This is a genomic window from Pseudomonas sp. SWRI50 (assembly GCF_014269095.1).
Taxonomy (GTDB): domain Bacteria; phylum Pseudomonadota; class Gammaproteobacteria; order Pseudomonadales; family Pseudomonadaceae; genus Aquipseudomonas; species Aquipseudomonas kermanshahensis.
The window spans coordinates 1-17,156 of sequence record NZ_JABWRW010000011.1; the positions used below are offsets into that span (position 1 = coordinate 1).

At 58.7% G+C, this 17,156-nt stretch carries 25 protein-coding genes; 21 read left to right on the forward strand and 4 right to left on the reverse strand.

From position 1 onward, the window contains the following. Positions 1-107: 107 nt before the first annotated feature. Positions 108-341 carry a ParB/Srx family N-terminal domain-containing protein gene (locus HU750_RS13535; protein ID WP_238348906.1) on the reverse strand — a complete coding sequence of 78 codons (234 nt, stop codon included), beginning with the start codon at positions 339-341 and terminating at the stop codon, positions 108-110. Positions 342-542: 201 nt separating this feature from the next. Between HU750_RS13535 and HU750_RS13540 the strand changes: the two genes are divergently transcribed. Further along, positions 543-845: a hypothetical protein gene (locus tag HU750_RS13540; protein ID WP_186680356.1), complete on the forward strand. Its 303-nt coding sequence runs from the start codon at positions 543-545 to the stop codon at positions 843-845. Between the two features lie 481 nt (positions 846-1,326). Here HU750_RS13540 and HU750_RS13545 read toward each other — a convergent pair whose 3' ends face one another. Next, entirely contained in the window at positions 1,327-1,746 is a 420-nt protein-coding gene (locus tag HU750_RS13545; protein WP_186680359.1) for an HIRAN domain-containing protein, read from the reverse strand. 44 nt (positions 1,747-1,790) lie between these two features. Continuing rightward, entirely contained in the window at positions 1,791-2,438 is a 648-nt protein-coding gene (gene relB / locus HU750_RS13550) for a type II toxin-antitoxin system RelB family anti-toxin (RefSeq protein ID WP_186680362.1), read from the reverse strand. Positions 2,439-2,525: 87 nt separating this feature from the next. Here relB and HU750_RS13555 point away from each other — a divergent pair, with 87 nt between their 5' ends. The 8 genes from HU750_RS13555 to HU750_RS13590 all read left to right on the forward strand — a co-directional run bounded on the left by HU750_RS13555 (position 2,526) and on the right by HU750_RS13590 (position 7,384). Then, a complete protein-coding gene (locus HU750_RS13555) occupies positions 2,526-2,738 on the forward strand; it encodes a YdaS family helix-turn-helix protein (protein WP_186680365.1) in 213 nt (70 codons plus the stop codon). A 240-nt stretch (positions 2,739-2,978) separates the two neighbouring features. Continuing rightward, the gene (locus HU750_RS13560) at positions 2,979-3,707 is read left to right on the forward strand and encodes a DnaT-like ssDNA-binding domain-containing protein (protein ID WP_186680368.1); all 729 of its coding nucleotides are present in this window, start codon (positions 2,979-2,981) and stop codon (positions 3,705-3,707) included. Beyond that, positions 3,704-4,387 (forward strand): replication protein P, encoded by a 684-nt coding sequence (locus HU750_RS13565; protein ID WP_186680371.1) that lies wholly within the window; start codon positions 3,704-3,706, stop codon positions 4,385-4,387. The genes HU750_RS13560 and HU750_RS13565 overlap by 4 nt, the downstream gene beginning before the upstream one ends. A 27-nt stretch (positions 4,388-4,414) precedes the next feature. Beyond that, entirely contained in the window at positions 4,415-4,711 is a 297-nt protein-coding gene (locus HU750_RS13570) for a DUF1364 domain-containing protein (RefSeq protein WP_186680374.1), read from the forward strand. Next, positions 4,708-5,067, forward strand: a complete 360-nt coding sequence (locus tag HU750_RS13575) for a VRR-NUC domain-containing protein (protein WP_186680377.1) — start codon at positions 4,708-4,710, stop codon at positions 5,065-5,067. Before HU750_RS13570 ends, HU750_RS13575 begins: the two co-directional genes overlap by 4 nt. Next, positions 5,064-6,362 carry a tyrosine-type recombinase/integrase gene (locus HU750_RS13580; protein ID WP_186680380.1) on the forward strand — a complete coding sequence of 433 codons (1,299 nt, stop codon included), beginning with the start codon at positions 5,064-5,066 and terminating at the stop codon, positions 6,360-6,362. The genes HU750_RS13575 and HU750_RS13580 overlap by 4 nt, the downstream gene beginning before the upstream one ends. Then, positions 6,359-6,685 (forward strand): hypothetical protein, encoded by a 327-nt coding sequence (locus HU750_RS13585; protein WP_186680383.1) that lies wholly within the window; start codon positions 6,359-6,361, stop codon positions 6,683-6,685. Before HU750_RS13580 ends, HU750_RS13585 begins: the two co-directional genes overlap by 4 nt. A 12-nt stretch (positions 6,686-6,697) precedes the next feature. After that, the gene (locus HU750_RS13590; RefSeq protein ID WP_186680385.1) at positions 6,698-7,384 is read left to right on the forward strand and encodes a hypothetical protein; all 687 of its coding nucleotides are present in this window, start codon (positions 6,698-6,700) and stop codon (positions 7,382-7,384) included. Positions 7,385-7,790: 406 nt separating this feature from the next. Here the strand turns inward: HU750_RS13590 and HU750_RS13595 are convergent, their stop codons facing one another. After that, the gene (locus HU750_RS13595) at positions 7,791-8,450 is read right to left on the reverse strand and encodes a hypothetical protein (RefSeq protein ID WP_186680387.1); all 660 of its coding nucleotides are present in this window, start codon (positions 8,448-8,450) and stop codon (positions 7,791-7,793) included. 165 nt (positions 8,451-8,615) lie between these two features. Here HU750_RS13595 and HU750_RS13600 point away from each other — a divergent pair, with 165 nt between their 5' ends. From HU750_RS13600 to HU750_RS13655, 12 genes are all read left to right on the forward strand, one after another. Beyond that, the gene (locus HU750_RS13600; RefSeq protein WP_186680695.1) at positions 8,616-8,930 is read left to right on the forward strand and encodes a phage holin, lambda family; all 315 of its coding nucleotides are present in this window, start codon (positions 8,616-8,618) and stop codon (positions 8,928-8,930) included. A 3-nt stretch (positions 8,931-8,933) separates the two neighbouring features. Beyond that, a complete protein-coding gene (locus HU750_RS27310; protein WP_186680389.1) occupies positions 8,934-9,251 on the forward strand; it encodes an HNH endonuclease signature motif containing protein in 318 nt (105 codons plus the stop codon). 293 nt (positions 9,252-9,544) lie between these two features. Next, positions 9,545-9,853 (forward strand): phage terminase small subunit P27 family, encoded by a 309-nt coding sequence (locus HU750_RS13610; protein ID WP_275751573.1) that lies wholly within the window; start codon positions 9,545-9,547, stop codon positions 9,851-9,853. Then, positions 9,813-11,621, forward strand: coding sequence for a terminase large subunit (locus HU750_RS13615; RefSeq protein ID WP_186680391.1), 1,809 nt, complete (start codon positions 9,813-9,815; stop codon positions 11,619-11,621). Before HU750_RS13610 ends, HU750_RS13615 begins: the two co-directional genes overlap by 41 nt. Then, on the forward strand, positions 11,618-11,806 hold the full coding sequence (locus HU750_RS13620) for a hypothetical protein (RefSeq protein WP_186680393.1): 189 nt from the start codon (positions 11,618-11,620) through the stop codon (positions 11,804-11,806). Before HU750_RS13615 ends, HU750_RS13620 begins: the two co-directional genes overlap by 4 nt. A 2-nt stretch (positions 11,807-11,808) precedes the next feature. After that, the gene (locus tag HU750_RS13625; RefSeq protein ID WP_186680395.1) at positions 11,809-13,080 is read left to right on the forward strand and encodes a phage portal protein; all 1,272 of its coding nucleotides are present in this window, start codon (positions 11,809-11,811) and stop codon (positions 13,078-13,080) included. Then, positions 13,077-14,048 carry a S49 family peptidase gene (locus tag HU750_RS13630; protein ID WP_186680398.1) on the forward strand — a complete coding sequence of 324 codons (972 nt, stop codon included), beginning with the start codon at positions 13,077-13,079 and terminating at the stop codon, positions 14,046-14,048. The genes HU750_RS13625 and HU750_RS13630 overlap by 4 nt, the downstream gene beginning before the upstream one ends. 61 nt (positions 14,049-14,109) lie before the next feature. After that, positions 14,110-15,423: a phage major capsid protein gene (locus tag HU750_RS13635; protein ID WP_177408598.1), complete on the forward strand. Its 1,314-nt coding sequence runs from the start codon at positions 14,110-14,112 to the stop codon at positions 15,421-15,423. Positions 15,424-15,475: 52 nt separating this feature from the next. Beyond that, positions 15,476-15,724 carry a hypothetical protein gene (locus tag HU750_RS13640; protein WP_189674502.1) on the forward strand — a complete coding sequence of 83 codons (249 nt, stop codon included), beginning with the start codon at positions 15,476-15,478 and terminating at the stop codon, positions 15,722-15,724. 2 nt (positions 15,725-15,726) lie between these two features. Continuing rightward, the gene (locus HU750_RS13645) at positions 15,727-16,278 is read left to right on the forward strand and encodes a hypothetical protein (RefSeq protein ID WP_186680402.1); all 552 of its coding nucleotides are present in this window, start codon (positions 15,727-15,729) and stop codon (positions 16,276-16,278) included. 2 nt (positions 16,279-16,280) lie between these two features. Next, positions 16,281-16,655 (forward strand): head-tail adaptor protein, encoded by a 375-nt coding sequence (locus HU750_RS13650; protein ID WP_186680405.1) that lies wholly within the window; start codon positions 16,281-16,283, stop codon positions 16,653-16,655. Then, the gene (locus tag HU750_RS13655) at positions 16,648-17,151 is read left to right on the forward strand and encodes a hypothetical protein (RefSeq protein ID WP_186680408.1); all 504 of its coding nucleotides are present in this window, start codon (positions 16,648-16,650) and stop codon (positions 17,149-17,151) included. Before HU750_RS13650 ends, HU750_RS13655 begins: the two co-directional genes overlap by 8 nt. Positions 17,152-17,156: the final 5 nt, after the last annotated feature.

The following is a 17,156-nucleotide window of genomic DNA, read 5'->3' on the forward strand; positions in this document are numbered from 1 at the left end:
TCTATAACCCCAAGCGTCGACACAGCAGTGCTATGCAGCTGTCGCCAGTAGAGTATGAGAAACGCTATTTTCTGAGCTTGGAGAGTGTCTAGTAAACCAGGGGCGATTCAGCCATCGACAACCCACACACCACCTTCTGCCCGTGGCCGGACTTCTAGCGGTGGAATTTGGCCGCCGCCGGCTATGAACTCCGCTAGCAGATTGATGCTCGACTCCAGGGCATCGCCTTCCGTTCGAAGGTTGAAGCCTGGTTCTTCGTGAAGGTCTTCTAGCTGCACCTTCATAGCGTCGGCGCGCCGAAGCTCGCCATCCTTGATCATCTGTTTGAATGACTTTGCCATTGCAATTCACTTCCATTGGGGCTGCATTGGTCGTGACGCTTGCTGCCGTCTACCTCCCGGACCAGGGGAGGGCGAACGTCACGACCGATGCAGCCTGGTGATGGGGAACTAGGTGAATAGAGCAGTTTTCATCGGGCTGACGCTGAGCTGGTAATGTTGGTAGTCTGGATAGCTCGAAATCTCGCTAGGAGGGCAAAAAACATGGAGATAGACCTAAAAAAGCCAGGCGCACTTAATCGCCAAGCAGTAAGACAATTGATCGCATCTGTGAACGATTCAACTAATGTTCAGCTTCGGGTAACGCTTGATGGTATTGCATTCATTTCCACAACAAACGTTGGAAACCGGAACACAGAAGGCTTGCTTTTCAGGCTGGAGACTTGGTGTGCGGGGAATGATTACGTTGGCTTGAAAGCAGCATCTGATGACAACTGGGTCAACCAAGTTTTCAACGATCTAAAAGAAAACTGGCCAAACCCAACTTCGTCTTACATCGGTAACTGACTCAAAACTGTGGATGCTTGCGAACCGTAGCGAAAGGTTGGCCCAGGAAGAGCGCCTGGGCTTGCCTCGCTTTCGGTATCAGTTTTCCCGTCCGGCCCTGTCGCCAAGGCCAGCCAGTGAAATCTGTTCTCTCGGGGGATCTGTGATCCCGACAGCTGACCGCGAAGTAGTCCATTGCATGGCATCCCACCCGTCAGCACTCTTTGATCAAGGGCCATCTACGCTGCTGGCCACGGGGTGAGGCGCCCCTGTACCGAACTTTAAGGCGTTCGGCTCGCTGCCTTACTGCTGGCCGGTGTTGATCCGGCGATGAGGTGAGTATGAGCATGCTCATATTTAGTGTCAATGGGTAATCTCATAATGATTATGATGCGGCCCATATTTTTGTTTTTCATAGGCACAAAAAAACCCGCACAAGGCGGGAAGGGGTATTGAAGCGTGTTCAGTCTTGGCTGTGCACGACCTAGCTAGAGATAGAGCGTCAACGGGATTGCTTGGCTGCGCGAGGCGTTTTTTCTGGACGAGGCGGCCAGCTGGCTACAGCCTCGATTGATACTCGCGGAAAGGTTTTTTCATCAGGAGAGAAGTGACTGCGCACGTAGGCCTCAATGATTCTCCCCCCAGATGCAAATCGAGCTGTAAAGCTTTTTGCCCAGCGTTCGCTGATGTAGCCGATCTGATAGCGGTAGGGGCCAAAGAAAAACCACCTTTTGACCTCGACGTATACCGCAATTGCATTTGGATCGTGAGGATTATGGGGTTCGGGCACCAGGACTACGTCCATTCCGTCTCGAACGAAGCGCCGAATCAAGTCGGCTCTGGACGAGCCGTCAGAATTACTGAAGCCGGTACCTTTTACAGTGAGCTGGTAGACAGCTCCATACTCATTGTCATCTTCCATGATGTCTCTGTATCAACCGATGGCTTGCAAGCGGGCGTGCATGATCAAAAGCGGCCAAGAACCTTGCTGGGAGCAAGTATGTTGCCCACGTAGTGGATGTTCTCTATGTCCGCCCAAGCGATAACTCGCCGCTCGCCGTAGGCCGAGTTTACCGACGCAAGGTTTACGCCTTCCTCGTTCTCGAAAAGCAATTCCTTGACCATGCTCTGGCCGTCTGTGGTCGTGACCATAACGTACTCACCTGGTACCAATCGGTGATTCGGCTCACACACTGCGATCCAGCCACTTCGGATAGCAGGTGCCATTGAGTCGCCCTTCAGGCGCAGCGCATATGCGTCCTCATCCCGTGACCATGTCTCAACCCACCCCTCAGCCACATCAAGCCCAATCCAGTAGCCATCATTTCCAAGCTGGGCGGTGCCCACAATTTCAATCCTTCGAGTGGGGGAGATGATCGGCGGGCCAGGTATGACGTTGGTTTCTGAACTCAACATCGACCCGGTTCCTTCAGCCAACCATAAGGCGCTTACGCCGCAAGCGCTCGCTATTTGGGCAATGTAACTCGTCCCCTGGGACTTGCCTCGCTCTAAGTTCGAGATGGACGTCTGGTCCATCCCAACTCGGGTGGCGAGCTGGCCCTGAGTGAGGTTCGCGTGAGCTCTGGCTGCTTTGATTCGATCTTTAAGTTCCATAACGGGAGTATCAGGGGCGCTCCCATATTCTTGCAAATGAGTGTTCCCATGGATTACCTTATGAGAATTCCCATAAGGAGGGGTGCCATGAGCACTATCTACAAAGAACTCGTCGCCCACTTCGGGACGCAGGAGATTACTGCTGAACGGCTCAGCGTTGACCAAAGCACAGTCTCCGGCTGGGTACGCGGTAAGCACGGGATGTCTCCTGTGGTAGCTAAACGGGCTGAGCGCCTCACTGAGGGCAAGTTCAAGAAGGTGGATCTTTGTCCAGCTTTCCCCTGGGACGAAATCGCCTGACAAGAAAAGTATGAGTGGCCTGGCCTTTCGCCAGTAGATGGCCAAAACACCTGCGAATCCATCCAGTACTGAATTCGCAGGCGAAAAAAAACCGCCTGGCGGGGCGGCTTCTCTAGAACAAATATCGAGGTCGATTATGCACCGCATGGCCGATGCAGGCAATACCGCGCATTCCACGTCAGGTTTTGGAATCTCGCCAAATCCGACGCGTCAGGCAGTTAGTCAGGGAGGGCGTTCGTAATGGCTCGTATCCGCACCATCAAGCCTGAATTCTGGACCAGTGAACAGGTCATGGAGTGCTCGGCGATGGCTCGACTCCTATTCATTGGGATCTGGAACTTCTGCGACGACGCAGGCAACCACCCGATGTCCCCCAAGACCATCAAAGCTCTCGTTTTCCCGGGTGACGACATCACTGCCCTTGCCGTGGAGGGACTGCTCGCTGAGCTGGTAGCGAACCGGCTGATAGCTCTCTACGAGGCCGCATCGAAGCATTACCTGCATGTCAACGGATGGCACCATCAAAAGATCGACAGGCCTACGGTCAAGCACCCCGAATTCGTTGAGCCCTCGCCGAGCACTCAGCGAGAAGTCGGCGCAGGCTCGCCTAGCGGTGACCGAGGCCTCACCCCCGGAAGGGAAGGGAAGGGAAGTAATACACACTCTCCGCGTGAGCCGTTCGCGATGTTCCTCGAATGGATTCCTGACCAGGCTCAGCTTGAGGCTTACGCCAAGCGCTCAGGGGTGGCCATCGAGGAATTCTCGCAAAAGGCCATTTCGGGCTTTGTCGTCCATCACGACGCGAAGGGGCTGGCAAAAACCGAGAGCCAGTGGATCGCCGATCTGGTCGGGTGGCGAAAGCGTGACCTTGCGAATGCTGCGAAGGTCGTTCCCCTACGGGCTGGGCCTGGTGGGCAGCAGTTCGATGACAGTGATACGTCGTGGATCGAGCAAGGAAGTGCCCAATGAACCCAGTCGCAGTTGTCACGCACGGCCTGTGGGCCAAAGTTCAGTCCGGCCAGCACATCCGTGCTGGATACGAGCTACCCGATGACGTGAAGGCCGAACTCAACCAGAAGACAGCAGCGGTGATCAACGACCTGTTCCGCGATCTGCGCTCGATCTGCACCGCTTGGAAACAGGCGTGGCCAGACAAGGACACCTACAACGCCTCAAAGCAGCAATGGCTGACCGCGTTCCTTGAGGCTGGCATCTGCAACCCTGAGCAGTTGCAGTTTGGGCTTATGCGCTGCCGCCAGTCGGGTGCAGCGTTCATTCCGCCGCCCGGCGAGTTCATCCAGTGGTGCCAGCCGTCGCCCGAAATGCTCGGTCTTCCACCCTTGGCGACTGCTTTCCGCGAAGCAACCCGCAACGCCCATCCTGCGATGGCAGGCCGGGGCAAGTGGAGTCACGACGCGGTATGGCACGCGGCCAAGGAGTGCGGCTTCGAGAGCCTCAACAAATTGCCGTCCGATGTCAGTTCGAAGCTGTTCGAGCGCAACTACACCATCGCGGTTCGTCGCCTTATTGCCGGCGAGCCTCTGCAGAAGATGCCACTGGCACTTCCGGCAGAGGTTGCCGCGCGCAGCACCCCGCAAGTCGGAAACTCTGCCCTGGCAGCCATGCGCGCCCGCTTGGCGGGGCGCTGATCAATCAACTTGCAAGGAGGCGACCCTGTGCGCCAAACAAAACTGACCAAGGCCGCGCGCGGTCGGGAGTGCCAAGTGCGCATCCCTGGCGTGTGCAACGGAAATCCCGAGACCACCGTCCTCGCGCACTACCGCCTGGCTGGCACCTGCGGCGTCGGGAAGAAGCCGCACGACATGCAGGGTGCCTGGTGCTGCAGCGCCTGCCACGATGCCTGTGACGGCCGCAGCCGTGTGATCGGCCGAGACACTGCCCGGCAGTACCACGCCGAGGGCGTCATGCGCACTCAAGCACTGCTGATCCATGAGGGGGTTTTGCTCGCATGATCCGGCAAAGACCTCCGTTTCGTAACCCCGCACCCGCCAAGCCTAAGCCAGCCCGCGCCAAGCCCGTCGACAGGGAAGGGCAGGAGCAGGCCGCGCTGATGAAAGAACTGCAGCTGCGCTACCCGCAGGCCTACAAGCTGATTTACCACGTCCCGAACGGTGGCCACCGGATCAAGGCCGTCGCGGCCAAGCTGAAAGGGCAAGGTGTCAAGGCTGGTGTGCCTGACCTGGTGCTGCCGATGGCGCGCGGCGGGTATTTCGGCTTGTACATCGAGTTCAAGGCCAAGCCGCCATTCGATGCGCCGGTCTCGGCCATCCGGGCCTATCTGCTGCAGCCCGCCACGGTGGCCGCATGAGCGCGACCCGTGAAGTGAAGCTGAGCGAGGCCGAAGTGCGCCGGCAGGCCGCCGACAAGTCGGTGCGCGACCTGCGCGATCCGCGTCACCCCGGCCTGTATCTGCGCTTCTGGAGCAACCGCGAGCGCGGTACCTGGCATTTGGTACGCGGCAAGAAGTGGGTACCGATCGCCCGTTGGCCCGACCTGACCGTGGCGGCCGTGCTAGCCGAGCTGCCCGCGCTTCGTCAGCGCCTGATGCGCAGCCCGGCCACCGCGCCGGTAGCCTCGGGCATGGCTAGCGTGGGTCAGCTGCTCGACTGGTACGGTAACCGCATGGCTCGCGACCGCTCGTTGTCGGCGAAGCGCAAGGCCGGCGCCCGTTCCGCCATCGCCCAGCACCTGAAGCCGCGGCTCGATGACCTGGCCCTGGCCGAGGTGACTGCCGACGCGCTGGACAAGCAACTGATGTGGCCGTGCCAGGCCGAAGTGTCGCTGTCCTACCTGCGGCAGATGTTCGCGCTGCTGCTGACCGCCTTCCGCCAGGCCGTGCAGCTGGGCTTGATCGACCGCAATCCGATGGCAGGAATGCGCTTCAACGACTTTACCAAGGCCAAGATCCTGCCCAAGGCAGCCCGCCTGCGCGACGTGCAACTGCCCGAGCTGATGCAGCAGCTGGCCCAGGCCTTCGAAACGGCCCCGGGTGACGCCATGCTGGCCCTGATGATGCTGGCCCACGGCACCCGGATCGGCGAGACCCGAATGGCGCGCTGGAGTGAGATCTCGCTGTCAGCGGCCGAGTGGTTCATCCCGGCAGCGAACACCAAGACCCGCACCGAGCACCGACTGCCATTGACTGCCCAGGTCGAGGCGCTGCTGGTGCGGTACCGGGCAATTCAGCAGGGTCAGGGCTACGAGGGTGTGTACCTGTTCCCAAACCGTCGCGGCCTGTCGCTGAGCGAGACCCAGGCCAGTGCCGTGTTCACCCGCCTTGGGCAGGGCGAGTGGACCAGCCACGACCTGCGCAAGGTATCCCGCAGCACCTGGACTGACCTCGGTATCGACGGGCACATCGGCGAGATGCTGCTGAACCACACGCTGGGCAAGATCGCCAGCACCTACATCCACACCCAAGCCATGCAGCAGCGCCGGGTTGCCCTGGAGAAGTGGCACGCGTGGCTTGATCAGGTTGGCTTCGTGGCCATCCACCGCCTTACCAAGGCCTTATTTGAAAATTCGCAGAATTCGCCGCAGGCCACAGCAGGCGTGGCGTCGAGCGACCTTACCGCATTTGTAATTAGCGAGGATTCGAAATGACAGGGAAACGCCACGGGCCGTCCCTCAAGGCGAAGCCGATCGATCTAAAGCACTGCCAGGTTTGCAAGAGCAAGGCAGTCGTGATGGGGGTGTTCCATGAGCTGCCTTGCGCCGCCTGCCATGCTTCAGGTTGGGTTTCGGCTGAAACGGGTGAGGCATTGCCTCCGGAGGTACTGGTCACTCAGCTGGGTTTGCTGCTGAACATCTACCAGCAGCGGCTCATTGAGGGCGGCCAAGCGCTCAGGAAGGCGTGGGGCATAGAGCGGAATAATCAGGAAGGCAACCGGCTCGGCGCCGGCGGCACTAACTACACCGGGGATTGAGGGGGAAGGATCATGGTTTACAGCAGCGTTTCGGGTGCAGTAGTTGCCGCACTGGCGGCGGGCGAGAAGGGATCGGCGAAGGCCCAGGCCTGGCAGAAGCTGTACAAATCGGCAGAGGAGGAGGGTGGATGCCTCGCGTCACTCGGCGGGGAGTCGGTAAACATTGATCAAGCCTCGGTGGATTTCTGGGTTTCCGCACGCCTGCACCACATGCTGAAACCGCAGCACTGGGATGCCCTGGTGGCTAAATACAGCACGAACAAGGCGAGGAAGGTTCAGGCCATAACCCTGGTGCGGCCGCGTATTGCGAGTCCGGCTTCGCAGTTGTTCATCTACAAGGCAGTAACAGCCTGGGCAATCCCGAAACTAAAGGGCGCTCGCCGTAAGCCGCCGCGCTCTGTATCGATTGAGATTCCTTTGGATGCATCTGCATGGCGTCGTGACGCCACCGTGAATGCTGCCGTTGCTGCTGGCCAGGCCGAAAAGAAGCGCATCGAGGCGTTGCAAGAGGGCGTGATCATCCTGCCGGACAGCTTCTATGACATGAACACTTGGGACATCGACGCTACTCCGGAGTCGACGCGCCGCCGCTGGAGGGCTGAAATCAACGAGAAGCTCGACGGTTTGGTGGATGATGCCCTGGCGGATGTGAAGGTTATTCTGGAGGCCGAAGGATTGCTGATGAAAGAGGCTGCCTGATTTCCTGTTGACATCAGTGAGCGACTGAGCGAAATTATCCCCATCCTGTCATTCTTGCGCGTTGCTGAGGAGTGGCATTCAAAGCCCAACCATTGCGTTGGGCTTTTTCGTTTGTACAAATGAGTCGCCTAGTTAGCTTGCAAGCTTAATCGTGTCGTTCACTGAGACCCTTTCGCTTAGTGATTGACAGCACGAGGAGGGTTTTGGGATACAAATCCTTCGATTTAGACTTGCATCGGCCCCGCACATTTTCGAAGGATTCGCCGCTATGGTGGTCCGCTATGTATTAAGAGAAGTGATGAAGAATAGAAAGGATCTGCATCACTTCAGGTTGAGAAGATTCAATGTCTTTGCTGCAACTTGGTGTTTTTCCAGCAGGAGCAGCCCGTCGCGTGGAAAGAGCAGCTTAGCAGGTAGCAACCAGGGTACTGATAGATTTACTATGCCGTTCAAAGGCAGCTTGCCTTTGCCGAATCAGCGGATCGAGTACTGCTTGGGCCTGGATAATTGCAGCGAGGGTTTGGCCTCCAATTGATGGAGACCTACCTTGCGCCATACCAAATTGGTTTTCGCATCGATACCCGATATTAAACATAGTGTCAGCGATTTTTTTATCGCAGGCGTGAAGAGCTTTAAGTGTCGCTGCGTACTCACGAGTACGTGAGTTATTTTTAATGGGCATAACTTTGCTTGGCACGTGAGGTGCTTGCTCGAGATTGATTATTATGCTCTCGTCATGCACAAAGGTTGAGTGCGTTCTAGTTTGAGTGGTCGAGTAAGTCTCTGTTACATCAAAAAGATCGCCTGAAGGGCTTCTCCAGATAGCGTGATGCATGGCGTTGATGTGACTTTTCTTCCAGATTGAAATCTCCCATCCATAAACTGCTACCCCGCCATAACGGCGGACCATCGTATCCACATTCCAATAGCAGATGCCAATAGGAAGAAGTTCTTTGAATTTCGGAACTTCGATAATAGGACCATCCAGCTTCATCAGTTGCAAGAGCTTAGGTATGTTTTGATTGTTTAGTGAGATGGGTTCGTATTTTGGATTGATGATGCTCATAAACTTTCTTCCATGTCGATAATCATCTTCTTCGTAAACGAAGCTGCAGACAATAGCACATGGCCACTGCCGATTGCACAGGACCTCTTTTCTCAATTGCCTCGGCATTCAGCTGGGCTTTTTCATTTACAGCTCCCTGCAACGGGAGGAATCGAGACGCCAAACATGCCCGAGAAGGACCCTGGCCTGTGGGCCGCAGTGATCGCCTGGGTGCTAGCCCATCAACCTCAGTTGTATGCCGCTGGGCTCTCCGTAGCGATCGCCGTCCTTCGGGTGGTGTATGGCGGCGGGACCAGACGGCAAATGTTTCTGGAGGGCGCCTTGTGCGGCCTCATCACCCTGGCCCTGGTGCCTCTGCTCGAATGGATGGGGCTGCCACAGGGCATGGCCACCTTCGCCGGCGGTATGGTCGGATTCATGGGAGTAGAAAAACTGCGTGGCTACTCCGATCTATTCTTGTCCCGTAAAGCGCAGGGTTAAAGCATGCCTTTACTTGTTCCCCATAAGAGCCCAAGCCCGTACGGCTACCGCTGGCAGCAAGCTCGCGAAGGTTGGTTGCGCAAGTATCCGTTGTGCAAACGATGTCAGGCCGGAGGAATTATGAAGACAGCCACTGTCGTTGACCACGTTATTCCTCACCGCGGCGACATGTCCCTGTTCTGGGATCGAGCCAACTGGCAGTCGCTGTGCACTAACTGCCACAGCTCCTACAAACAGCGCCTAGAGAAGTCAGGGCGTGAGGCTGGCTGCGATGTGAGCGGGAGGCCGCTGGACCCTCGGCACCACTGGAATCGGTCCTGAAAGCTTCAGGGCGTGCCGGTGTCCCATGAAATGGGTAGGGGGGGGGAAATGTTTTTTCGGAAACCTTTCCTGACCGATCGCCCCCCTCCGCGTGCAAAGCCGCGAAATGAAATGATTTTTTTTGAGAGCAGAAAATGGCCGGGAGACGACCTACACCGACGGAGCTGAAGCTTGTCAGAGGGAATCCCGGTAAGCGTCCGATCAACAAAAATGAGCCTCAGCCAGCTAAGCGCATTCCCAGTGCCCCAGATCACCTGAGCTCGGATGGCCAGGTGGCGTGGGGGCGGCTCACTGTGTTGCTGGACCGCATGGGGGTGCTTACCGAAGCCGATGGCTTTGCGCTTGAGCGCCTCTGCGATTGCTACTCCGAAATCCTTGCCCTGCGTGATGTGATTGATGCGCAGGGGCGGACTTACGAAACCACCAGCACCCAGGGCGAACTGGTGCTCAAGGCGAACCCGGCGGTGGCCATGTTGGCCGACGTAGACCGCCGTTTCAAAAGCTACCTGGTCGAATTCGGCCTGACACCGGCTGCGCGATCCAAGGTGCAAGTAAAAGACGATGAGCCAAAAGAAGACCAGTTCGCGGAGTTCTTCGGTTGACGACCCGGCAACGCAGTACGCCAAGGAAGTTCATTCCGGTGAGCGTGTCGCGGGGCCAGACATTCGAAATGCGTGTGCGCGCCATCTGCGTGACCTGGAGGAGGGGCCGAAGCGCGGGCTGACCTGGGATTTGGCTGCGGCCAACAAAGCTATTCGCTTCTATCGCACAGTCCTCAAGTTGAACGGTGGGGAGTTTGAAGGGCTGCCGTTCGAGCTGTTGCCCTGGCAAAAATTCATTGTGGGCAGCATCTTCGGATGGAAGTCCAGTGACGGGTATCGCCGCTTCCGGGTCGTTTACGTCGAGAGCGGTAAGGGTTCGGGAAAATCGCCCTTGGCCGCCGGGGTGGGGCTGACCGGACTGATCGCGGACAACGAAGCACGCGCCGAGATCTACGCTGCCGCGACCAAAAAAGATCAGGCCATGATCCTGTTCCGGGATGCTGTGGCGATGGTGCAGCAATCTCCGGAGTTGACCAAGCGCCTGGTTTGCAGCGGCACCGGCCAGAACATTTGGAACCTGGCCTACCTCAAGTCAGGATCGTTTTTCAGACCGATCAGTTCGGATGATGGTCAGTCTGGTCCGCGGCCACACATGGCGCTCATCGACGAAGTGCACGAGCACAAGACCAACATGGTCGTGGAGATGATGCGAGCCGGCACCAAGAGCCGTAAGCAGGCGCTCATTTTCATGATCACCAACAGCGGCTCGAACAAGCGCGGCCCTTGCTGGGAGTACCACGAGTATGGCTCTCGGGTTGCATCTGGGGCACTCACTGATGACGGATTCTTTGCCTACATCTGTTCGCTGGACGAGGGCGATGATCCTATTCAGGACGAAAGCTGCTGGTTCAAGTCCAACCCTTCGCTTCAGGATGCTGATCTTCCGGGCATGAAGTACTTGCGCGAACAGGTGACCGAAGCCCGGGGGATGCCGAGCAAGGAAGCCATGGTGCGGCGCCTCAACTTCTGCGAATGGACCGGCGCAGAGTCGCCATGGATCTCTTGGGATGTCTGGAGCCAGGCTGAAGAGCGCGTACCCATGTCGCTGTTGCGCAATCGCCCCAGCGTTGGCGGACTGGACCTATCCAGCACGACGGACCTGACATCATTTGTCCTGCTGTTCTATCCGACCTACGAGGATCCGCACTGGCGGCTGTTGCCGTATTTTTGGATTCCCGATCACGAACTCGACAAGCGCGAAGCCCGCGACAAAGTGCCTTATGCGGCATGGATTAAATCGCGGGATCTAGAAACGACGCCAGGGCGTGCCATCAGCAAGCTGCATGTGTTGCGTCGGCTGCAGACCATCTGTGACTTCTTCCAGGTGGACAAGATCGCGTTTGACCGCTGGCGGATCGAGGATATGCGGCAGCTGATGAGCGAGTACGACATCACATTGCCTGAGCTCGTGGAGTTCGGGCAGGGCTTCAAGGATATGGGGCCGGCGGTGGATGAGTTTGAGCGGCGGCTGCTCGGCATGATCGAGCCGCAACCAGAGGAAGAGGGTGGCGCGGCAGAGTTCTTCGATGATGCGCTGCCGGCCGAGGCGGTGGAGTCTCTGCGGCACGATGGCAATCCAGTAATGACCTGGTGTGCCGGTAACGCCGTGATTGTTTCCGATCCGGCAAACAACCGAAAGGCCGACAAGGCTAAAGCAACGGGCCGAATTGACGGAATCATTGCCGCGATCATGGCGACAGGTATTAGCGGGGCAGTGTCTTCCGGCAGCAGCGGCAGTTCCATTTACGACGAAGGAGTTGGGGTTTGAACACCATTGCAATTGCTGCGTGGGTCGCTGGACTGCTTGGCTTCGGCCTACTGGTCGCCGGCATCGCCCTGATCCATGTGCCCGCTGCGCTCATTTCTGCTGGACTGGGCCTGATCGGCTGGGCCTGGCTGGCCGATAAAGCTGCAGCTCGACTACCCCTCAAACCCAGCTCAGATGGAGGCTGATTATGTTCTTCAGCAATCTTCTCGGTGGCAATGAAGGGCTGGTTTCGGATGGCGGCGGGGGCTTTTGGCGGGGCTTGATCGGTTCTGGTCGTTCGGCAGCAGGGGTGACGGTTACGCCGGATACGGCGCTGGCCATCACCGTCTTGCAAACTTGCGTCACTTTGCTCGCGGAGAGCGTGGGTCAGTTGCCGCTTGAGTTGTATCGCCGACTTGGTGATGGCAAGCGCGAGTCGGCTACTGCCCATCCTCTCTATGATGTTCTGCGTTATCAGCCAAACCCCTGGCAAACTCCTTATGAGTACCGAGAATCCGGCCAGCTCGCCCTGGGGCTGCGGGGGAACTGCTATAGCTTCATCGAGCGCAACGACGACGGCTCGGTGAAGGCCCTATATCCGCTGCGGAACGACAAGGTGATGGTGCTCAAGGGGGGCGACTTACGTCCCGTCTACCGTGTTGGTGGGCACGATCCGTTGCCCATGCGGCTGATTCATCATGTGCGCTGGCACACGAAGAATCATTACACCGGTCTGTCTCCAGTTGAGTTGCATGCCGATGCCGTCGGCCTGGCGCAGGCGGTGAGGCAGTACGCGGGCAAGTCATTTGCCAACGGCACTGCGGTGAGTGGTGTCATTGAGCGCCCGAAAGAGGCACCGCCGATCAAGGAGCAGGCCAGTATTGACCGCATCCTCGATCAGTGGGGCAGCAAGTTCTCAGGTATCGACAACGCGAAAAAGGTTGCGATGTTACAGGAAGGCATGACCTTCAAGGCCGTGTCGATGAACAACGTCGACGCCGAGCTGCTCGGCATCCTCAAGGCCACCGGACTCGACATCGCTCGGATCTACAAGATTCCGCCGCACATGATTAACGAGCTGGAGAAGGCCAGTTACAACAGCCTTGAACAGCTGCTGATCCAGTACGTGATATTCGCCTTGATGCCCTGGGTGAAGCGCCACGAGCAGGCCATGATGCGCGACTTCCTGCTGCCGTCGGAACGGCGGGATTACTTCATCGAGTTCAACCTGTCTGGCCTGCTGCGTGGTGACCAGAAAAGCCGCTACGACGCCTATGCAATTGGCAGGCAGTGGGGGTGGCTGTCGATCAATGACATCCGGCGCTTGGAAAACATGCCGCCCGTTGCCAACGGCGACAGCTATCTGCAGCCGCTCAACATGACCGACGTTGCCAACGGCCTGCCCGACATGAATAACCCAAACGTCCGCGCCCAGCTGGAGCAGCAGCGCGACGACATCCTGAGGATGCTTGCCGCATGAAACGACATTTGCGCGCTGCCAGCTTGCTGTTCAATCAGCCGCTACTGACGACACCCGACATGCTGGACCTGGCAGTGCGCTGGGCCAATCAGACGATGAGCCTGAACATCGTCAACCTGAACATGAGCGGGGCTGCAGCCAACCCATCGATGTTCTATGACGACGATGACTATCAAGCCGAGCAGGACCGTCGTGAAGAACAACGGCGCGCCGCCATTGCCCAGACCGGTATCGAAGTGATCCCCGTTCATGGCGTGCTTGTCAGCCGCGGTAGCCACTTGAACGCCTGCGAGACCATGACCAGCTACGAAGGTCTGCGAGCAGCCCTGAACAAGGCGATCGCTGACCCCATGGTTGAGCACATTGTGCTCGACATTGACAGCCCAGGCGGCAGCGCGGTCGGCGCCTTCGAACTGGCGGCCGACATTCGCGCGGCAACCAAGATCAAGCCCATCACCGGCCTGGTCAACTTCATGGCGTACTCCGGGGGCTACCTGATTGCGTCTGCTTGCACCGAGGTCGTGGTCAGCCTGACCTCCGGCGTGGGCTCCATCGGAGTAGTGGCCAGCCACATGGACCGCTCGAAGATGATCGAAGGCATGGGGGTAAAGGTCACGACAGTCTTTGCCGGCGCACACAAGAATGACCTAAGTCCGAACGAGCCCATTACCGAGCAATCTCTGCAGGTGCTGAACGAAGTCGTGCAGGAGAGCTATCAGCTGTTCACGACGCACGTGGCCGATTACCGAGGCCGCGACGTTGCCGAGATCATCGCCACCGAGGCCGCTTGCTATCGAGGCTCGGCAGCCATCGCCATTGGTCTGGCTGACCGGCTCGAATCGCCGCAGCTTGCGGTAGATAACCTCTCGCGTGCGGTCGCTCTCAGTCGCGCGCAGCGCCAAGGCGCACAGCCACAACAGCGCATCAGCGTGAGGGCTACGGCCTTCGCCATTCAGTCTCAACTCTGACCGCGTTCGCGGCAGTGACCACGACCGCCTAACGGCGGTTTTTTTATGCCCAGGAGGCACTATGTCCCTCGTAACTCAACTGCGTAGCGAACGCGCCACCATCAATGGTCAGATCCAGGCCCTGGCCCAGCTGGAGGCCGCCGGTACCGCACTCAGCGCAGAACAGCTCTCCCAGTTCGAACAGCTCAGCACCCAGTTCAATCAGCTGACGGAGAAGCTTGCGCGCGCTGAGGCGGCCGAGCGTATGGCGACCGCGAGTGCGGTCCCCGTGAACGAAGGCGCTCAAGGGCTGAACGGCCCGCCCGGCAGTATCAGCGGTCCATTTGCAGCGAAGCCGGTGCCGGGTGCCAACATGGCGCAGATGGTCCGCGTGCTGGCCGCTTCCCGCGGCGATCAACAGGCAGCCGCGAAGTTGGCCGCCGACTCGGGCTACAACCCTGAAATCGCCATGGCGCTTAGCACCGTGACGCCAGGCGCCGGCGGGGTGCTGGTGCCGCAGAGTTTCTCCAGCGAAGTCATCGAGCTGCTCCGGCCAAAGTCGGTGGTTCGCAAGCTCGGGGCGGTTTCGCTGCCACTAGAAAATGGCAACCTCACTGTTCCGCGCATCAAGGGCGGTGCGGTGGTGGGGTACATCGGTACTGAGGAGGATATGCCTGCCACCGATATGCAGTTCGATGACCTCAAGTTGTCGTCGAAGAAGCTGGCGGCTCTGGTTCCGATCAGCAATGACCTGCTGGGGTACTCGGGTACCAACCCGAACGTGGATCGCCTGGTAGTGAATGATCTCACCGCCTCGGTAGCCCTGGCAGAAGACCTGTCCTTCCTGCGCGGTGCTGGTACCGGCAACCTGCCCAAGGGCCTGCGTTTTTGGGCGCCGGCCTTCAACGTGTTCGCAGCGCCGGCAGCTGTAACCCTGGAAGCAGTTGAGTTGGCGCTGTCCGCCCTGATTCTGCGCTTGGAGAACGCCAACTCCAACATGACCTCACCGGGGTTTGTCATGGCGCCCCGGACTAAGCGCTGGCTGGCTGCGCTGCGTGATGGCAACGGGAACAAGGCTTACCCGGAGCTGGATCAGAACATGCTGAAGGGCTTCCCAGTCGGCTCGACTACTCAGATCCCCATCAACCTGGGGGCCGAGGGCGATGCTTCGGAGATCCACTTCGCGGACTTTGCCGACTGCTTCATCGGTGAAGACGATGCCATGGTCATCGATTTCAGCAAGGAAGCCACCTACAAAGACGGCAGCGGCAACGTGATCAGTGCATTCCAACGCGATCAGACCCTCGTCCGCGTAATCGCCAAGCACGACTTCGGGCCGCGCCACGTTGAATCGGTAGCAGTGATGACCGGTGTCAAATGGGGTAGCACCCTGTAACGCAGTACGCCCGGTCCGCCGGGCACTCCTTTCCAAATTCCAGGAGCACCTCATGACCAAAGTAATTGTGACTTTTGACAAAAACTGGCGCGGCTATGCCGCTGGTGAAACCGCTGGCTTCGAATCGAATGTAGCCGAAGGGCTCATTGAGGCGGGCTATGCCAGCGAAGCGGGCAAGCAGGCGAAGAAAGCCAAACCTAACACTGGCTCCGCTGCCGCGCCAGGCAAAGATAATGGTGGCGACGCTACCGGCGCTGCGGGTAAGTCTGATGACTCAGCGGACTCTGACGGCAAGCCTTAATCATGGCACGCCGCATCGCTTACACGGGGGCGCCCGTGCTGACATTGGAGCAGGTGGCCTTTCAGTGCCGCGCTGAGCCAGAAGATCTCCAGCCCGAGCTGATCAATCAGATCATCATCCCAGGCGTTACAGCACAGGGGGAGTCGAGGACGGGCGCGGCAATACGAGAGGCGCTCTACGAAGAAGAATGGCCGGCGCACTATCCGTCAGGTCACTTTCTGGATGTCGGCCAGGCGGTCGCTGTCGAATCCGTCTTGCTCCTCGGCGCTATCGGCGCACCGGTGGAGTTCACAGGTGCAGTTGAGCTCATTCACGGTGGCAAGGAAAGCTACCTGGCATTTCCCGGCGGCCGACCTGAGGGCCGTCTGCGCATCCGCTACCGTGCAGGCGTTGACCTGCAGGCGCATCCTGGGGTTGTGAGCTGGCTGCTGATGGCTGCCGAAACGGCATTCGCCCAACGCGGGCTGTTGATTGTTGGCCAAACGCTGACCGAGGTTCCTTCGGGGTTTGTCGACCACTTACTGGCGGATATCACTGTTCCGCCGAGGTTCTGAACATGGCTAGCTCGATAGGCACACGCGAGCCGGAATCCGGCGAGCTGGACCGGCGCATCACTATTCGGCTGCGCGAAGATCTGCCTGTTGAGGACGCAGATCTGGATGCGGTCTTCACTCAGCCTCGCCACCGCTGGGCCAAGATCCGCGCCGTCGGCACAGCGGTCTACACCGACAGTGTCCAAACGGACGACAAGATCACACATCGGATGTGGGTTCGACTGCTGGGCGGCGTCACGACCTCGCATGAGGTGGTGGCGGGTGGCGTGATTTATCGCGTCAAACGCTGCACCCCCTGGGGGGCAGGGAAGCGCTTCACCCTGATCGAAGTTGAAGAGCTGGGTCAGCAGCAAGACGAAGGAGGGCTCTATGGCTAACTCGGCTTCCGTCGACGGTTACTTGCACATCGAGGGTTTCGACCAGTTCGGGCGTGAGATCTTTGACAAGAAACAGATCAGGAAAGGGATGCGCAAGGCTGGCCGACTGGTCAGCCGCCGTGCCCAGCTGAACCTGGCCTTGGCCCGTGGACAAGACAACTACCCGGTCAGCCGAACCGGCAGGACCGTCGAGTCGATCACGTTCAAGGTCTCCCGGGCTGGTTTCCTGGTGAAGATTGCGCCGCGAAAGACCTCGTCCATGAAGGACTACTACCCGACCTATCTGCATTACGGCGTGAAGCAAGGGTCTCGCGTTCGTGGGCTCGCATCCGGCAAGCGTCGCGGTAAGGGCGAACGTGCTGCAGCTCTCGCAGAGCGGGCCGCAAGCGGATGGCGCATCGCGCCACGGGCGAACTACATGGAAGACGCCCTGCAGGACGAAAAAGACCAGGTTCAGTCGATCCTCAAAGCAGCCTTCGCCGCCGCGTTGCGCTGACCAGC

What these genes read in the sequence shown, in the direction of transcription:
- HU750_RS13615 (WP_186680391.1), top strand. Translation starts at nt 9,813, where the DNA reads ATGAGCCAAAAGAAGACCAGTTCGCGGAGTTCTTCGGTTGACGACCCG.
- HU750_RS13545 (WP_186680359.1), bottom strand. Translation starts at nt 1,746, where the DNA reads ATGGAAGATGACAATGAGTATGGAGCTGTCTACCAGCTCACTGTAAAA.
- HU750_RS13635 (WP_177408598.1), top strand. Translation starts at nt 14,110, where the DNA reads ATGTCCCTCGTAACTCAACTGCGTAGCGAACGCGCCACCATCAATGGT.
- HU750_RS13645 (WP_186680402.1), top strand. Translation starts at nt 15,727, where the DNA reads ATGGCACGCCGCATCGCTTACACGGGGGCGCCCGTGCTGACATTGGAG.
- HU750_RS13585 (WP_186680383.1), top strand. Translation starts at nt 6,359, where the DNA reads ATGACAGGGAAACGCCACGGGCCGTCCCTCAAGGCGAAGCCGATCGAT.
- HU750_RS13575 (WP_186680377.1), top strand. Translation starts at nt 4,708, where the DNA reads ATGATCCGGCAAAGACCTCCGTTTCGTAACCCCGCACCCGCCAAGCCT.
- HU750_RS13535 (WP_238348906.1), bottom strand. Translation starts at nt 341, where the DNA reads ATGGCAAAGTCATTCAAACAGATGATCAAGGATGGCGAGCTTCGGCGC.
- relB (WP_186680362.1), bottom strand. Translation starts at nt 2,438, where the DNA reads ATGGAACTTAAAGATCGAATCAAAGCAGCCAGAGCTCACGCGAACCTC.
- HU750_RS13625 (WP_186680395.1), top strand. Translation starts at nt 11,809, where the DNA reads ATGTTCTTCAGCAATCTTCTCGGTGGCAATGAAGGGCTGGTTTCGGAT.
- HU750_RS13560 (WP_186680368.1), top strand. Translation starts at nt 2,979, where the DNA reads ATGGCTCGTATCCGCACCATCAAGCCTGAATTCTGGACCAGTGAACAG.
- HU750_RS13555 (WP_186680365.1), top strand. Translation starts at nt 2,526, where the DNA reads ATGAGCACTATCTACAAAGAACTCGTCGCCCACTTCGGGACGCAGGAG.
- HU750_RS13650 (WP_186680405.1), top strand. Translation starts at nt 16,281, where the DNA reads ATGGCTAGCTCGATAGGCACACGCGAGCCGGAATCCGGCGAGCTGGAC.
- HU750_RS13590 (WP_186680385.1), top strand. Translation starts at nt 6,698, where the DNA reads ATGGTTTACAGCAGCGTTTCGGGTGCAGTAGTTGCCGCACTGGCGGCG.
- HU750_RS27310 (WP_186680389.1), top strand. Translation starts at nt 8,934, where the DNA reads ATGCCTTTACTTGTTCCCCATAAGAGCCCAAGCCCGTACGGCTACCGC.
- HU750_RS13600 (WP_186680695.1), top strand. Translation starts at nt 8,616, where the DNA reads ATGCCCGAGAAGGACCCTGGCCTGTGGGCCGCAGTGATCGCCTGGGTG.
- HU750_RS13595 (WP_186680387.1), bottom strand. Translation starts at nt 8,450, where the DNA reads ATGAGCATCATCAATCCAAAATACGAACCCATCTCACTAAACAATCAA.
- HU750_RS13540 (WP_186680356.1), top strand. Translation starts at nt 543, where the DNA reads ATGGAGATAGACCTAAAAAAGCCAGGCGCACTTAATCGCCAAGCAGTA.
- HU750_RS13640 (WP_189674502.1), top strand. Translation starts at nt 15,476, where the DNA reads ATGACCAAAGTAATTGTGACTTTTGACAAAAACTGGCGCGGCTATGCC.
- HU750_RS13655 (WP_186680408.1), top strand. Translation starts at nt 16,648, where the DNA reads ATGGCTAACTCGGCTTCCGTCGACGGTTACTTGCACATCGAGGGTTTC.
- HU750_RS13565 (WP_186680371.1), top strand. Translation starts at nt 3,704, where the DNA reads ATGAACCCAGTCGCAGTTGTCACGCACGGCCTGTGGGCCAAAGTTCAG.
- HU750_RS13630 (WP_186680398.1), top strand. Translation starts at nt 13,077, where the DNA reads ATGAAACGACATTTGCGCGCTGCCAGCTTGCTGTTCAATCAGCCGCTA.
- HU750_RS13580 (WP_186680380.1), top strand. Translation starts at nt 5,064, where the DNA reads ATGAGCGCGACCCGTGAAGTGAAGCTGAGCGAGGCCGAAGTGCGCCGG.